1 protein-coding gene is annotated in these 18,382 nt (G+C 70.2%); it reads right to left on the bottom strand.

Annotated features, from left to right (window positions below; translation table 11 throughout):
- Window positions 1-18,381 (bottom strand): type I polyketide synthase (locus LPA41_RS40045; protein ID WP_229076723.1); only part of this gene is annotated, 18,381 nt, incomplete at its 3' end.
- Between the last annotated feature and the right edge of the window lies 1 nt (window position 18,382).

The raw sequence follows: 18,382 nt of genomic DNA, 5'->3' as shown, positions 1-18,382 counted from the left end.
CGACAACGCCGGAAAACCAGCCCGCGCCATCCGACGCCGCTCCACCACACCCGCCATACCGACATCCCACGCACCCCACGCCAACGACAACCCCACCAAACCCCGCGCCCGCCGAAACTCAGCCAACCCATCCAAATACGCATTACCCGCCGCATAATTCGCCTGCCCCGGCGCACCCATAACCCCAGCCACCGACGAAAACAAAACAAACAACTTCAAATCCAAATGCGCCGTCGCCTCATGCAAAAACCACGCAGCATCCGCCTTCACCGCCAACACCGCATCCAACCGCTCCGGCGTCAACGCCTCCAACACACCATCATCCAAAACACCCGCACAATGCACCACCCCCACCAAATCCGGAATCCCCGCCACCAACGCATCCACCTGCACCCGATCAGACACATCACAATTCACCGCCCACGCCGCATCACCCAACTCAGCCAACAACTCCACAGCCTCCACAGCCCGACGCCCCACCAACACAACCCGCACACCCGAACCCACCAAATACCGCGCCACCACCGACCCCAACGCACCCCCACCACCAGTCACCAACACCGTGCCCTCCAACACCGGCACCCCACCACCACCAGCCACCGCCGCCACCGGCACCAACCGCGGCACCCGCACCTCACCACCACGAACCACCACCTCCGGCTCACCATCGGCCACCAACACCTCACCATCGGTATCCACCAACACAAACCGACCCGGATGCTCCGACTGCGCCGACCGCACCAAACCCCGCACCGGCGCATCCTCCAAACCACCACCAATCACCACCACCAACCGCTCATCCGCCACCACCGCCCCCTGCAACCGCGCCAACACCTCATGAACACCACCAGCCCGATACACCTCACCCTCAAACACCGACCCCGAAGCCACCACGGGCACCAAATCCACACCAAACAACGGCGCATGCCCGCCACCCAACTGACCAGCAACAACCGGCCGCAACACCAACGACTCCACCACCGCCACCGGCACACCCGCACCATCAGCCAACAACAACGACACCGCATCACCCACCCGCGTCAAACGCACCCGCAACGACCGCGCACCCGTCGCCACCAACCGCACCCCACCCCACACAAACGGCAACAACGGCCCCGCACCATCACCACCACCAACCCCCAAAGCCGGAATCGCATGCAACACCGCATCCAACAACACCGGATGAATACCAAAACCCTCAACATCAACATCAACATTGACGTCCGCGAACACCTCACCATCGCGACGCCACAACCCACGAAGCCCCTGGAACACCGGCCCATAACCCAAACCAGCCGCCGCCAACCCCTCATACCAACCCGCCACCGGCAACTCCTCAGCACCCACCGGCGGCCACTCCGGCAAGCCGTCACCGGTGAAGTCGCCGGCGACCACCTCGCCTGTCGCATGCCGCTGCCATCCGGCATCCGGTTCGTCAGCTGCCCGAGAGTGGATGCTCACCGCGCGCCGCCCGTCCACCGGGTCGCCCACCACGATCTGCACCTGCCGGGCACCCCGCTCGGGCAGCACCAGTGGTACCTCGACCGTCAGCTCCTCCAGCACACCGCAGTCAAGCCGCTGGCCCACGTGCAGCACCAGCTCCACCATCGCCGCCCCCGGCACCACCACCTGGCCGAACACCGTGTGGTCTGCCAGCCACGGGTGACTCTCGGTGGACAGCTGAATGGTGAACAGCGTCTCGCCGGCGCCGGCCGAACGCAGGATCGCGCCCAGCATCGGATGTTCGCCCGGTTCGAGGCCGAGACCGGCCGCCGAACCGGTAACGGCAGTGGTGGTGCGCAGCCAGAATTCCTGCCGCTGGAAGGCGTAGGTGGGCAGCTCGATACGCCGGGCACCGGGGAACACCTTCACCCAGTCCGGGCCGGCCACCGCCAGCGCCTTGACCAACGAGTCCGGCTCGTCACGGCCCTTACGGATCGTGGGCAGACACACCCCGTCGACGTGGGCGGTCAGCGCACCCGACGGGCCCACCTCGATGAACCGGGTCACCCCGGCGGCACGCATCGCGGCCAGGCCGTCGGCGAACCGGACCGGCTGGCGGACCTGCCGCACCCAGTACTCCGGGTCCATCACCTCAACACCGACCGGCTCACCGGTCACATTCGAAACCCAACCCAACGACGGCGCCGCGAAGACCACCTCGTCAAGAACAGCGGCGAAGTCCCGCAGCATCGGCTCCATCAACACCGAATGGAACGCATGACTCACCCGCAACCGCCGCGTCTTGTCGAACCCGGCCGCCACCGCCAGCACCGCATCCTCATCACCAGAGATCACCACCGCCTGCGGGCCATTGACCGCCGCGATCGACACCCCATCAACAAGCCGCGCCACCACCTCGTCCTCGGTCGCGGCGACAGCCACCATCGCCCCACCCGACGGCAGCGCCTGCATCAACGCACCCCGAGCCGCGACCACCTTCACCGCATCCGCCAACGACCACAGTCCCGCCACGTGCGCGGCGGCCAGCTCACCGATCGAATGCCCCAGCAACAGATCCGGGCGCACCCCCCACGACTGCAACAACCGGAACGTGGCCACCTCAACCGCGAACAACGCCGCCTGAGTGAACCGCGTCTCGTCCAGCCTCGCGGCATCGATGTCGAACCCGAACGCCGCGACCACCTCGTCATACACAGCCGCGAAAACCGGATACGCCCGATACAGGCCCTCACCCATGCCGGCGAACTGCGCACCCTGACCCGGGAACAACACACCCAGCTTGCCGTCAGCCACCCGCACGACATCCAACGGCGCCGACACATCAGTCACCACAGCCCGATACGGCAACAACGCCCGCGTCGTAGCCAACGAGAACCCGACATCAACAGCATCAGCATCCAACACGGCCAAACGCTGCACCTGCGCCGCCAACGCCTCCGGCGACTTCGCAGAAACCAGCCACGGCACCGGACCCGGCACCCGCACCGACTCCCCCGGCACCTCAACGCCCGGACCCTGCTCCAAGATCACGTGCGCGTTCGTGCCACTGATCCCGAACGACGACACCGCCGCCCGACGCGGCCGGTCCTGCACCCGCCACTCGACCGGCTCAGTGAGCAGCTCCACCGCACCGGACTCCCAATCCACGTGCGGGGTCGGCTCATCCACATGCAAGGTGCGCGGCATCACACCGTGCCGCATCGCCTGCACCATCTTGATGATCCCGGCGACACCCGCCGCGGCCTGCGTGTGCCCGATATTCGACTTCACCGACCCCAGCCGCAACGGCTGCTCACGGTCCTGCCCATAGGTGGCCAGCAGCGCCTGCGCCTCGATCGGGTCACCCAGCGTCGTCCCCGTGCCGTGCGCCTCCACCACATCAACCTCGGCCGGAGCCAAACCGGCGTTGGCGAGGGCCTGCCGGATCACTCGCTGCTGCGACGGACCATTCGGCGCGGTCAAACCGTTGGAAGCACCGTCCTGGTTCACCGCCGAACCGCGAACCACCGCGAGCACGGGGTGACCGTTCTTACGAGCATCCGAGAGCCGCTCCACCAGCAGCATGCCCACACCCTCGGACCAGCCCGTACCATCCGCCGACGCACTGAACGACTTGCACCGGCCATCGAACGACAGACCCCGCTGACGACTGAACTCAGCGAACGTCCCCGGCGTCGCCATCACCGTCACACCACCAGCAAGCGCCATGTCACACTCGCCGGACCGCAACGCCTGCACCGCCCAATGCAAGGCGACAAGCGACGACGAACACGCCGTATCCACAGTGACCGCCGGACCCTCCAGCCCGAACGTGTACGCCACCCGACCCGACGCGATACTGCCGTTGTTGCCCAGCCCGATGAACGCCTCCACCCCAGCCGGAACATCCACCGGACGAGCCGCATAGTCGTGGTACATCAGGCCGGCGAACACACCCGTCGACGAACCCCGCAGAACAGCCGGGTCAATACCGGCCGACTCGAACGCCTCCCACGACGCCTCCAACAACAACCGCTGCTGCGGATCCATCGCCAAAGCCTCACGCGGACTGATCCCGAAAAACGCCGCATCGAACTGCGCCGCATCGTGCAGGAAACCACCCTCCATCGTGTCCGAACGACCGTCGGCTCCTGCTTCAACCCCATAGAGACCCTGAAGATCCCAGCCCCGATCGACGGGGAACGGTGTGATCCCGTCCCCACCCCGAACCACCAGATCCCACAAACCTTGCGGCGAACTCACCCCACCCGGATACCGACACGACATCCCCACGATCGCGATCGGCTCGTCGATACCAGGCCGCACCGCACTCACCGCCGCCAACGACGGAACAACCCCGGTGATCTGCTGGACGAGGTATCCGGCCAGAGCGGTCGGCGTCGGATAGTCGAACACCAGCGTCGCCGGCAACTTCAACCCCGTCACCACCGCCAACCGATTACGCAACTCCACCGCCGTCAACGAATCAAACCCCAACTCGGTGAACGGCTGCCCCACCCCCACCGCATCCACACCCGCATGCCCCAAAACCTCCGCAACCTGCGCCCGCACCACCGGCAACACTGCCTCGACGGCCCTGTCCCGGTCGAGTCCGGCCAGCCGGTCTGCCAGGGCCGAGCCGCCCGTGGTGGTGAGGGCGGTCCGGCGAGTGGTAACCCGGACCAGTGACCGGAGTAGGGGTGCCACCGGCTCGCGTACCGCGCGGGACCGTAGCGCGGCAAGGTCGAGCCGCATGGGTGCGAGCAGGGCGGCGGTGGAGCCGAGTGCGGCTTCCAGGGCGGCGACGCCCTGTTCGGTGGTCAGTGGCGGCAGGCCGGCGCGGGCCATCCGGCGCCGGTCGGTGGCGGAAAGCTCGCCGGCCATGCCGACGTCCCACGCACCCCACGCCAACGACAACCCCACCAAACCCCGCGCCCGCCGAAACTCAGCCAACGCATCCAAATACGTGTTACCCGCCGCATAATTCGCCTGCCCCGCAGTACCGAACAACCCAGCCACCGACGAAAACAAAACAAACAACTTCAAATCCAAATGCGCCGTCGCCTCATGCAAAAACCACGCAGCATCCGCCTTCACCGCCAACACCGCATCCAACCGCTCCGGCGTCAACGCCTCCAACACACCATCATCCAAAACACCCGCACAATGCACCACCCCCACCAAATCCGGAATCCCCGCCACCAACGCATCCACCTGCACCCGATCCGTCACATCACACACCGTCGGACCACCACGACCCACCGCCACCACATTCACACCACGACCCACCAACCACTCACACACCACCGACCCCAACGCACCCCCACCACCAGTCACCAACACCGTGCCCTCCAACACCGGCACCCCACCACCACCAGCCACCACCGGCACCAACCGCGGCACCCGCACCTCACCACCACGAACCACCACCTCCGGCTCACCATCGGCCACCAACACCTCACCATCGGTATCCACCAACACAAACCGACCCGGATGCTCCGACTGCGCCGACCGCACCAAACCCCGCACCGGCGCATCCTCCAAACCACCACCAATCACCACCACCAACCGCTCATCCGCCACCACCGCCCCCTGCAACCGCGCCAACACCTCATGAACACCACCAGCCCGATACACCTCGCCCTCAAACACCGAACCCACCACCGGCACCAAATCCACACCAAACAACGGCGCCACCACCGGCCCCGGCTCCACCACCACCGGCCGCAACACCAACGACTCCACCGCCGCCACCGGCACACCCGCACCATCAGCCAACAACAACGACACCGCATCACCCACCCGGGTCAAACGCACCCGCAACGACCGCGCACCCGTCGCCACCAACCGCACCCCACCCCACACAAACGGCAACAACGGCCCCGCACCATCACCACCACCAAGCCCCAAAGCCGGAATCGCATGCAACACCGCATCCAACAACACCGGATGAATACCAAAACCCTCAACATCAACATCAACATTGACGTCCGCGAACACCTCACCATCGCGACGCCATAGGCCACGCAAGCCCTGGAACACCGGCCCATAACCCAGCCCCGCCGACGCCAATGCGTCGTACCAGCCGGCCACCGGCAACTCCTCAGCACCCACCGGCGGCCACACAGCCAGCGACGTGTCCTCCACCACCGCACCAGCCACGCCCAACACACCCGAGGCATGCCGGGTCCACTGGTCCTCGAGTTCGCCGGCCGGGCTGGAATGAATTTCGGCAGTACGGCGGCCAGACGTGTCCGCCCCGGAGACGGTCACCTGAACGATCACTGCATCGTCCGGGATCACCAGCGGGGTCTCGATGGTCAGTTCGTCCAGCAGGTCCGCGCCGACCCGCTGGCCGGCGTGCAGTACCAGGTCGATCAGTGCCGCGCCGGGCAGGACCACGGACCCCTGGACGGCGTGGTCTGCCAGCCACGGGTGCGAGTCCAGGCCGATCCGGCCGTTCAGGATGACGCCGTCACTGCCAGCGAGTGCCACCATTGTCGACAGCAGGGGATGGCCGGTGGGCCGCAGACCCGCCGAGGCGAGGCTGCTGTCCCGGCTGCCGAAGACGGCGTTCAGCCAGTAGCGCTGGTGTTGGAAGGCGTAGGTGGGCAGTTCGATACGCCGGGCACCGGGGAACACCTTCACCCAGTCCGGGCCGGCCACCGCCAGCGCCTTGACCAACGAGTCCGGCTCGTCACGGCCCTTACGGATCGTGGGCAGACACACCCCGTCGACGTGCGTCGCGAGCGCACCGGACGGGCCAACCTCGATGAACCGGGTAACGCCGGCGGCACGCATCGCGGCCAGGCCGTCGGCGAACCGGACGGGCTGGCGGACCTGCCGCACCCAATACTCCGGGTCCATCACCTCGACACCGACCGGCTCACCGGTCACATTCGAGATCCAGCCCAACGACGGCATCTCGAAATCGATGTCCTGCAAGACAGCGGCGAACTCCCGCAGCATCGGCTCCATACGCGCCGAATGGAACGCATGACTGACCCGCAACCGCCGCGTCTTGTCGAACCCGGCCGCCACCGCCAGCACCGCATCCTCATCACCGGAGATCACCACCGCCTGAGGACCGTTGACCGCCGCGATCGACACCCCATCAACAAGCCGCGCCACCACCTCGTCCTCGGTCGCGGCGACAGCCACCATCGCCCCACCCGACGGCAGCGCCTGCATCAACGCACCCCGAGCCGCGACCACCTTCACCGCATCCGCCAACGACCACAAACCCGCCACATGCGCGGCGGCCAGCTCACCGATCGAATGCCCCAGCAACAGATCCGGGCGCACCCCCCACGACTGCAACAACCGGAACGTCGCCACCTCAACCGCGAACAACGCCGCCTGAGTGAACCGCGTCTCGTCCAAATCCTGATCCAGCGGGAACCCGAACGCCGCGACCACCTCGTCATACACGGCCGCGAAAACCGGATACGCCCGATACAAGCCCTCACCCATGCCGGCGAACTGCGCACCCTGACCCGGGAACAACACACCCAGCTTGCCGTCAGCCACCCGCACGACATCCAACGGCGCCGACACATCAGTCACCACAGCCCGATACGGCAACAACGCCCGCGTCGTAGCCAACGAGAACCCGACATCAACAGCATCAGCATCCAACACGGCCAACCGCTGCACCTGCGCCGCCAACGCCTCCGGCGACTTCGCAGAAACCAACCACGGCACCGGACCCTGATGCGGCACCCCGGACGGGAGCTCCGGTGCCTCCACACCCAGGCCCTGCTCCAAGATCACGTGCGCGTTCGTGCCACTGATCCCGAACGACGACACCGCCGCCCGACGAGGTCTGTCCTGCACCTGCCACTCGACCGGCTCAGTCAACAACTCCACCGCACCCGACTCCCAATCCACCTGCGGAGTCGGCTCATCCACATGCAACGTGCGCGGCATCACACCATGCCGCATCGCCTGCACCATCTTGATAATCCCCGCGACACCCGCCGCCGCCTGCGTGTGCCCGATATTCGACTTGACCGAGCCGAGCCGCAACGGCCGCTCACGGTCCTGCCCATAGGTGGCCAGCAACGCCTGCGCCTCGATCGGATCACCCAACGTCGTCCCCGTGCCGTGCGCCTCCACCACATCAACCTCGGCAGCCCGCAACCCGGCGTTCGCCAAAGCCTGCCGGATCACTCGCTGCTGCGACGGACCATTCGGCGCGGTCAAACCGTTGGAAGCACCATCCTGATTCACCGCACTACCGCGAACCACCGCCAGCACCGGATGACCGTTGCGCTGCGCATCCGAGAGCCGCTCCACCAGCAGCATGCCCACACCCTCGGACCAGCCCGTACCATCCGCCGACGCACTGAACGACTTGCACCGCCCATCGAACGACAGACCCCGCTTGCCGCTCATGTCGGCGAAGGTGACGGGTGTCGACATGACGGTGACACCACCGGCCAACGCCATGTCACACTCGCCGGACCGCAACGCCTGCACCGCCCAATGCAGGGCGACAAGCGACGACGAACACGCCGTATCCACAGTGACCGCCGGACCCTCCAGCCCGAACGTGTACGCCACCCGACCCGACGCGATGCTGCCGGTGTTACCGGTGCCGAGGAATGCCTCGACACCGGCCGGTACGTCCGCCATGCCGGTCGCGTAGTCGTGGTACATCAGTCCGGCGAACACACCCGTCGACGAACCGCGGAGGACGGCCGGATCAATACCGGCCGACTCGAACGCCTCCCACGACGCCTCCAACAGCAACCGCTGCTGCGGATCCATCGCCAAAGCCTCACGCGGACTGATCCCGAAGAACGCCGGATCGAAGTTCCCGGCGTCGTGCAGGAAACCACCCTCGACGGTGTCCGAGCGCCCGTCGGTGATGCCCTCGTCGTCGTACAGGTCGTCGAGGTTCCATCCGCGGTCCGCGGGGAACGCGGTGATGCCGTCGCCACCGCGGCGGACCAGCTCCCAAAGTTCGCCCGGGGAATCGACGCCACCGGGATAACGGCACGACATGCCGACGATGACGATGGGGTCGGCGCCGGTGCCCCGGTGGGCGGCGAGCCGGGTGGCCGCCGCCGGGTGTGTGCCGATGAGCTCGGCGAGCAGGTGCCCGGCCAGGGCGGCCGGTGTCGGGTAGTCGAACACGAGCGTGGCCGGCAGTCGCAGACCGGTGACGGCCGCCAGCCGGTTGCGCAGCTCCACCGCGGTCAACGAGTCGAAGCCCAGCTCGGTGAAGGGCTGCTGCACCCCGACGGCGTCCGCTCCGGTGTGCCCGAGAACGGCCGCGACCTGGTCGCGCACCAGCGGCAGCACCACGTCCACGCCTTGCTTGCGGTCCATCCCGGCCAGGCGAGCGGCGAGCGACGAACTGTCGGCGGTGTGCGCGGTACGGCGGGTGGAGACCCGGACCAGCGAGCGCAGCAGCGGGACGACCGGTTCGCGCCGGGCACGACTCCGGAGGACACCCAGGTCGAGGGTGACGGGAGCGAGGACGGCGGCGTCCGCACCTAGCGCGGCGGCGAACGCGGCGACGCCCTGCTCGGTGGTGAACGGCGGGAAACCGGCCCGCGCCATGCGAGCCCGGTCGGTCTCGGTGAGCTGCCCGGCCATGCCACCACCGGCCCAGGCTCCCCAGGCCAGCGAGAGGCCGGGCAGCCCGAGGGTACGGCGATGGGCGGCGAGCGCGTCGAGGTAGGTGTTCGCCGCCGCGTAGTTGGCCTGCCCGGGCGCACCGAGCAGACCGGAGAATGAGGAGAACATGACGAAGAGGCGCAGGTCCAAATGGGCCGTGGCCTCGTGCAGGTGCCGGGCGCCGTCGGCCTTGACCCGCAGCACGGTGGCGAGCCGCTCCGGGGTGAGAGTGTCCAGCACGCCGTCGTCGAGCACTCCGGCGCAGTGGATCACTCCGGTAAGATCCGGGATGCTGGCGACGAGCTCCTCCACCTGTGCCCGGTCGGTGACGTCGCAGACGGTGGGGCCACTGCGGCCGGCCTGGACGACCGTCACACCCTGTCCCGTCAGCCAGTGCGCCACGGCGGCGCCCAGCGCCCCGTTGCCACCGGTGATGAGCACCGTGCCGTCGATCTCGGGGGTGTCGCCGCCGGTCGCCGGCACCAGGCGCCGGGCGTACGTGCTTCCCGCGCGGACCACCGTCTCCGGTTCGTCCTCGGCGGCCAGGATCTCGCCGTCGGTGTCGACCAGCACGAATCGACCGGGGTGCTCGGACTGCGCCGACCGTACGAGGCCGCGCACCGGCGCATGGGCCAGCTCGTCGCGGATGACAACGACCAGCCGGGTGTCGTCGGTGATCGCGCGCTGGAGGCAGCCGAGCACCTGCACGGCGACGTCGACCGGGTCGTCCCCGGTGACCTCGAGGACGTCACCGGTCACTGCCACGGCGGGGACAGGCACCAGTTCCGGGGCGTACAGCGGCGCGCGATCCGGTGCGGCGCCGACCTCGGCCGGGCGCAGCACCAGGGACTCCACGGTCGCCACCGGTTCACCGAGGCTGTCGGCGACGAGGATGCGGATGCTGTTGCCGGTGCGGGTCAGCCGCACCCGGGCGGTGCGCGCGCCGGTGGCCGGGAAGCGGACACCGCTCCACGCGAACGGCAGCATCGGCCCGTCCGCCGGCAGCAGCGCGCCGATCGGGTGCAGGGCGGCGTCGAGCAATGCCGGGTGCGCCCCGAAACCGTCCACGTCGGTGTCGACGGCGACCTCCGCGTACAGCTCGTCACCGTGGCGCCACAGCGCGGAGAGGCCGCGGAAGGCGGGACCGTAGGCGTACCCGGCGGCGGCGAGCCGCTCGTACCAGTCGTCCACCGGGATGGGCTCCGCGCCTTCCGGCGGCCAGGTGCCGTCCAGGACGGTGGCGGCACCGGTGGTCGCCGAGGACAGCACGCCGGTGGCGTGGCGGGTCCAAATTTCCTCCGTCCCGCCGGCCGGACTGGTGTGCACGCTCACCGTGCGGCAACCGGCGTCGTCCTCCGCGGCGACCGCCACCTGCACGAGCACGGCGTCGTCCGCGGTCAGCACCAGCGGCGTCTCGATGGTCAGTTCGTCCAGCCTGTCGCAACCGAGGTGGTGACCGGCGTGCATGACGAGCTCGACCCAGGCCGTGCCGGGCATCATGATCTGGTCGAGCACGCGGTGGTCGGCCAGCCAGCGCTGGGAAGCCACCGAGAGACGGCCGGTGAGCACCGTGCCGTCGGAGTCGGCAAGCGACAGGGCGGCGTCCAGCATCGGGTGGTCGAGGGCCTGCAGACCGAGCCGGGTCAGGTCGCCGGTGCCGAGTCCGGCGGCGGCCGGCCAGTAACGCTGCCGCTGGAACGGGTAGGTCGGCAGGTCGACGCGCCGGGCCCCGGTGCCGGCGAAGAATGCCGCCCAGTCGACCCGCGGCACGTGCGCGAGCGCGGCGACCACCGACCGGGGTTCGTCGCGGTCGTGGCGCAGGGTCGGCACACAGCCGTCCACGTGCGCCGCGAGGGCGCCCGAGGGGCCGACCTCGAGGAAGACGGAGACGCCGGCCCGACGCATCGCCGCCACGCCGTCGGCGAACCGGACCGTGCCACGGACCTGCCGCACCCAGTAGTCCGGTTCCAACACCTCGGCGCCGACAGGCTCGCCGGTCAGGTTGGAGATCCAGCCGAGCAACGGCACGTCGAACCGGACGCGGGACAGCTCCGCGGCGAAGCCGGCGAGCATCGGCTCCATCCGGGCGGAGTGGAACGCATGGCTGACGCGGAGTCGCCTGGTCCGTTCGAAACGGGCCGCGACGGCGAACACCGCGTCCTCGTCACCGGAGAGCACCACGGAGCGGGGCCCGTTGACCGCCGCGACCGAGACCGCGTCACCGAGCAGCGGCACGACCTCCTCCTCGGCGGCCTGCACGGCGACCATCGCGCCGCCCGGGGGCAGCGCTTGCATGAGGCTGCCCCGGGCGGCCACGATGCGTGCCGCGTCGGGCAGCGACCACAGGCCGGCGACGTGCGCCACGGCCAGCTCACCGATCGAGTGGCCGAGCAGCAGGTCCGGCCGGACACCCCAGGACTCCAGCAGGCGGTAGGTGGCGACCTCCACCGCGAACAGGGCCGCCTGGGCGTACCGGGTCTCGTTCAGGTCGGCGCCGGTCACCTCGCGGACCCGACGCGGCAGGTGCCGGTCCAATTCGGCACAGACCGCGTCGTACGCATCCGCGAAAGCCGGGTAGGACGCGTACAGACCGCGGCCCATGCCGTCGAACTGCGCACCCTGCCCGGGCAGCAGCAGACCCAGCTTGCCCGCGGCGTGCACCACGTCGAACTCGCCCTCGGCGAGCCGGTCCCGGTCCAGGACCACCGTGCGGTACGGCAGAGCCGCGCGCGTCGTCCCCAGTGAGAATGCGACGTCGAGTGGATCGTCGCCGGTCTCGACGAGGCGGGCCGCCTGATCGCGTACCCCGTCCGGGGTTCGCGCCGAGAGCACCCAGGGGATGACCGGCGGCGCGACGCGGGAAACCGCTTCCTCGGTCACCGGCGGCGCCTGCTCGATGATCACGTGTGCGTTGGTGCCGCTGATGCCGAAGGAGGAGATGCCGGCCCGGCGCGGCCGGCCGGTGTCGGGCCAGGACGTCGCGGTGGTGAGCAGCGACACCGCGCCCGCGGACCAGTCCACGTGCGGGGTCGGTTCGTCCACGTGCAGGGTGGCGGGGAGCAGGTCGTGCCGCATCGCCATGACCATCTTGATGATCCCGGCGACGCCCGCCGCGGCAGCCGGGTGGCCCAGGTTGGACTTGATCGAGCCCAGGTGCAGCGGCTCGGCGCGATGCTGGCCGTAAGTGGCGAGCACCGCCTGCGCCTCGATGGGATCGCCCAGGGTGGTGCCGGTGCCGTGCGCCTCGACCACGTCCACCTCGTCGGGCCGCAACCCGCCACCGGCCAGCGCGTCCCGGATGACCTGCTGCTGTGCCGGGCCGTTCGGCGCGGTGAGACCGTTTGACGCGCCGTCCGAGTTGATCGCCGAGCCCCGGACCAGCGCGTGAACGGTGTGCCCGTTGCGCCGGGCGTCGGAGAGACGCTCGACGAGCAGCATGCCGACACCTTCCGACCAGCCGGTGCCGTCGGCCGCCGCGGCGAACGACTTGCACCTGCCGTCCGCGGCGAGGCCCTGCTGTTTGCTGAACTCCGTGAACGCCCCTGGGGTGGCCATCACCGCGACACCACCGGCCAGCGCCATCGTGCAGTCGCCGTTGCGAAGCGCTTGGACGGCCAGGTGCAGGGCCACCAGCGAGGACGAGCAGGCGGTGTCGACCGTGAGCGCCGGGCCTTGAAGCCCGAGGGCGTAGGCGATCCGGCCGGAGAGCACGCTGCTCGCCGTACCCGTCATCAGGTAGCCCTCGGTGCCCTCCGGGTTCTGTGCCAGCCCGGCACCGTAGCCGGAGGCGGAGGCGCCCGCGAAAACACCGACCCGTGCCGTACGCAGGCTTTCCGGGTCGATCCCGGCCCGTTCCAGCGTCTCCCAGGACGTCTCCAGCAGCAGGCGCTGCTGCGGGTCCATGGCGAGGGCCTCGCGCGGGCTGATACCGAAGAACCCGGCGTCGAACTGAGCGGCGTCGTGCAGGAAGCCACCCTCGGTGACGTACGAGGTGCCCGGCCGGTCCGGGTCGGAGTCAAAGATGTTGCCCAGGTCCCAGCCGCGATCACGCGGGAAGGCACCGATGGCATCGCGGCCGTCAGCGACCAGCTGCCACAGGGTTTCCGGCCCCGTGACGCCGCCCGGGTAACGGCAGGCCATGCCGACGATGGCGATCGGCTCGTCGATGTCCGGCCCGGTCACCGGCCGGCCTGGTGCGTCCTCGGCGTCGCCGAAGACGGTACGGTCCACGAACCGCGCCACAGCGGCCGGGGTGGGATGGTCGAAGACCAAGGTGGTCGGCATCCGCCGGCCGGTCTGCGCGGTCAACCGGTTCCGCAGCTCGACAGCGGTCAGCGAGTCGAACCCGAGGTCCTTGAACTGCCGGTCGGCGGCGACCACGTCGGTGCCGGCATGGCCGAGAACCGCCGCGGCCTCCGTGGTGACCAGCTCGGTGAGCCGGCTCAACCGCACCGGCCGGGCGAGCGCGGCCAGGTCGTCGAGGGCGCCGCCGGCCGACGCCAGTGCCGGTTCGGTGCCGGCGTCGGCCGCCTCGGGCAGGTCGTCGAAAAGCGGACGCCGGCGGGCCGCGGCGAAGACCGGCAGGAAGCGGGCCCAGTCCACGTCGGCGACGGTCAGCGTGGCGTCGTCGTGGTCAAGTGCACTGCCGAGGGCCGCGATGGCCAGTTCCGGATCCATCGAACGGATGCCGCGGCTGCCGAGCGCCCGGCTTTCGGTGTCGTCGACCATGCCGCCGCCGGCCCAGGCGCCCCAGGACACCGCGGTACCGGTGGCGCCTTGGGCGCGGCGTCGCTCGATCAGAGCGTCCAGGAAAGCGTTGGCACCGGCGTATCCGGCGAGGCCCCCACTGCCCCAGGTCGCCGAGATGGACGAGAAGACGACGAACGCGTCCATCTCGCGACCGCCGAGCAGCTCGTCGAGGTGCACGGCGCCGGTGACCTTCGCGGACAGCTCGCCGTCGAGGCTGTCCGGATCCAGGTCGGTCAGCATGGCGGCGCCACCCAGACCGGCGGCGTGCAGCACCGAGCGGATCGCCGGCCCGCTGCCGTCCACCGTGGCGATGAGGGCGGCCAGGGCGGCGCGGTCGGTGACATCGCAGGCGTGCACCTCGGCCCGGGCGCCGAGCGTGGCCAACTCGGCGACCAGGTCGCCGGCGCCGGGGGCGGCCGCGCCCCGGCGGCTGGTGAGCACGATGCGCTCGGCGCCGGCGATGGCCAGCCAGCGCGCCACGTGCGCCCCGATAGCGCCGGTGCCACCGGTGATCAAGGTGGTGCCGGTCGGCCGCCAGGCCCGCGGCACCGGTGCGTCACTGCGGCTGTCGCGTACCAGCCGACGGGCGAACCAGCCGGACGCCCGGACCGCGACCTGGTCCTCGCCGCCGTCGGCAAGGAGCGCGCAAAGGCGGGCAGCGGCCCGCTCGTCGAGGGTCTCCGGCAGGTCGACGAGACCACCCCACCGGTCCGGGTGCTCCAGGCCGACGATCCGGCCGAAGCCCCAGGTCGCTGCCTGCGCCGGACTGGTGAGCGGGTCGGACCGACCGATCGACACCGCGCCACGGGTGCCGATCCACAGCGGGGCGGCGCAGCCGGCGTCACCGAGGGCCTGCACGAGCGCGAGGGTGGCGGCCAGTCCGCTCGGCGTCGCGGGATGCCCGGGGTGGGGTCGTTCGTCGAGAGCCAGCAGGGACAGCACACCGGTCACGCCGCCCGAGGCGGCGGCCAGCACGGCAGCGGACAAGGAGGCCCGGTCGGTGGTGGCCGCGTCAGCCTCGATGACGGCGACCCGGGCGCCGTGCGCGGCAAGCGCGTCGGTCACGGCCGCCGGCGCGCTGCCGGGCGACGCCACCAGCAACCAGGTCCCGTGCAGCGCCGACCGGGTCTCCAGGCCGGGCTTCCAGGTGATCCGGTAACGCCATTCGTCGACGGTCGAGAGTTGCCGGCTCTGCCGGCGCCACGCGGTCAAGGCGGGCAGCGCGGCGGCGAGGGCGGCCACGTCGGTGGTGCCGACCGTGCTGGCGAGCGCGCTGACGTCGGCTTGTTCGACGGCCTCCCAGAACCGGCCCTCCTCCGCCGTCGCGCCACCCGTCGGCGGCGATGCGACGGCCCGGGTGGGCCAGTAACGGGTGGGCTCGAAGGCGTACCCGGGCAGATCGATCCGCTGCCCGCCGCGGCCCGCGAACCAGGCTGCCCAGTCGACGGTGACGCCGTGCGCCCAGGCGGTGGCCAGGGCCGTGGTGAAGCCGCCCGCGTCGTCCCGGTCGCGGCGCAGCGTGCTCAGCGCCCGGCCGTCGATGTCGGCGTCGTCGAGTACGTCCTGCACGTTCATGGCCAGTACCGGGTGCGGGCTGACCTCGAGGAAGACGGTGTGACCGTCGTCGGCCGCGGCCCGCACCGCATCGGCGAACCGCACGGTGGAACGCAGGTTGCGGTAGAGGTAGGTGCCGTCGAATTCCCCGCCGGGTAGGATCCGCGCGGTGACCGTCGAGTAGAGCGGGACCTCGCCGGCTTGCGGCGGCGCCCCCGCCAGGTCGGCTACGAGGCGCTCCCGCAGGATCTCGACCTGGGCCGAGTGGGAGGCGTAACCGACCGGCACCGGCCGGGCTTCCAGGCCGCGCCGTGCGCACTCGGCGGCGAACTCGTCCAGGCCGGCGAACGAACCGGAGACGGCGGTGGCGTGCGGGCCGTTGATCGCCCCGATGGACAGCGACTCCGGCAGCCAGTCACGAACGGCGTCGGCGGCGGCGCGCACCGAGTACACGTTGCCGGTGCCCACCAGTTCGGTCACCGCCTGGGCGCGCAGCGCGGCCAGGCGGGCGCCCTCCGCGCGGCTGACCACGCCGGCCACGGTGGCCGCCGCGATCTCGCCCTGCGAGTGGCCGATGACGGCCGCCGGTTCCACGCCGCAGGCGCGCCACAGCTCGGCGAGGGACACCATGACAGCCCACGAGGTGGGCTGCTGAACGTCCACCCGGTCACAGTCCGGGTCGGCGACGACCTCGCGCAGGGACCAGTCGACGTACGGGGTGAGCAGCCGCTCGCACTCCTCCATGGCCGCGGCGAAGACCGGCGAGGTGGCCCAGAGCTGACGGGCGGTCCCGGCCCAGTGGTTGCCGGCACCGGGGAAGACGAAGACCGGTCGGGTGCCCTCGGCCGCCATGCCCTGGACCACACCGGAGCCCGGTTCGCCGGCGGCGAGGGCGCGCAGATCGGTGAGCGCCGCGGTCCGGTCGGCGGCCAGCACCACGGCGCGGTGGTCGAGCGCTGCCCGGGTGATCGCCAGCGACCGGCCGAGGTCAAGCGGGTCGGCGTCAGCGGCCGGCGCCAGCAGGCGCTCCGCCTGGCCGCGCAGGGCCGCCGCTGAGCGGGCGGAAAGCAGCCACGGCACGGCCGCCGAGACGTGGATGGGGGACCGTTCGTCGGCGACCGGTTCGACGGTCGCGGGTGGCTCCTCGATCACCACGTGCGCGTTGGTGCCGGAGACGCCGAACGACGAGACGCCGGCCCGCAGCGGCCGGTCCGTGGCCGGCCACTCTCGGCTCTCGGTGAGCAGGGCGACCTCGCCTGCGGACCAGTCGACGTGCCGGCTGGGCCGGTCGACGTGCAGGGTGGCGGGCAACCGGCGATGCCGGATCGCCATGATCATTTTGATGACGCCGGCCACGCCCGAAGCGGCCTGAGCATGGCCGATGTTCGACTTCATGGAGCCGAGCCAGAGCGGACGGCCTGGCTCGCGGTTCTGACCGTACGTGTCGACCAGAGCCTGCGCCTCGATCGGGTCACCGAGCACGGTACCGGTGCCGTGGCCCTCGACGACGTCGACCTGCGCGGGCGTCAGGTCGGCGTTCGCCAGCGCCTGCCGGATCACCCGCTGCTGGGCGGGACCGTTCGGGGCGGTCAGCCCGTTGCTGGCACCGTCCTGGTTCACCGCCGAACCCCGGACCACCGCGAGGATGCGACGGCCGTCCCGGATCGCGTCGGAAAGCTTCGCCAGCACCAGTACGCCGACGCCCTCGGCCCACCCGGTGCCGTCAGCGGCCTCGGCGTACGACTTGCAGCGCCCGTCACCGGCCAGCCCGCCCTGCGTGCTGAACTCTGAGAACACCGTCGGATCGGCGAGCACCGCGACACCGCCCGCCAGGGCGAACGAGCACTCGCCCTGACGCAGCGACTGCGCCGCCAAATGTAGCGCGACGAGTGACGACGAACAGGCGGTGTCGATCGTGACGGCCGGCCCCTGCAAACCCATGGTGTAGGCGACGCGCCCGGACACCACGCTGCTGGCCGTACCCGTCAGGTAGTAGCCGCCGAGCGCCTCGGCCGCGGTGCGCAGGGTGGCCTCGTACCCGGAGGGCGAGGCGCCCGCGAAGACACCGGTCCTGCTGCCGCGCAGCGACCCGGGGTCCAGGCCGGCGCTCTCCACGGCGTGCCAGCACGCCTCCAGAAGCAGGCGTTGCTGCGGGTCCATGGCCAGCGCCTCGCGCGGCGAGATACCGAAGAACCCGGCGTCGAAGTTGGCCGCGCCGTCGAGGAAGCCCCCCTCGAAGACCCGGGTGGCGTCATCGCTCGACCCGTACAATTCGGTGAGGTCCCAGCCGCGGTCGGCCGGGAAGCCACCCACCGCGTCGCCGCCGCCGGCCACCAGCTCCCACAGGTCGTCGGGTCCACCGATGCCCGGGTAACGGCAGCTCATGCCGATGACCGCGATCGGTTCCCGGGCGGCCGCGGAAAGCTGGTGCGTCTCTCGCCGGAGCCGCTCCACCTCCTTGAGCGACGCTCGCAGAGCTTCGAGGGTCCTGTCCGCAGCCTTGGCCATG

The sequence above is a fragment of the Actinoplanes sp. DH11 genome, assembly GCF_020873875.1.
Classification (GTDB): domain Bacteria; phylum Actinomycetota; class Actinomycetes; order Mycobacteriales; family Micromonosporaceae; genus Actinoplanes.
Note: the sequence above shows the minus strand (reverse complement) of the source record. Positions and strands in the feature narration are given on the sequence as shown.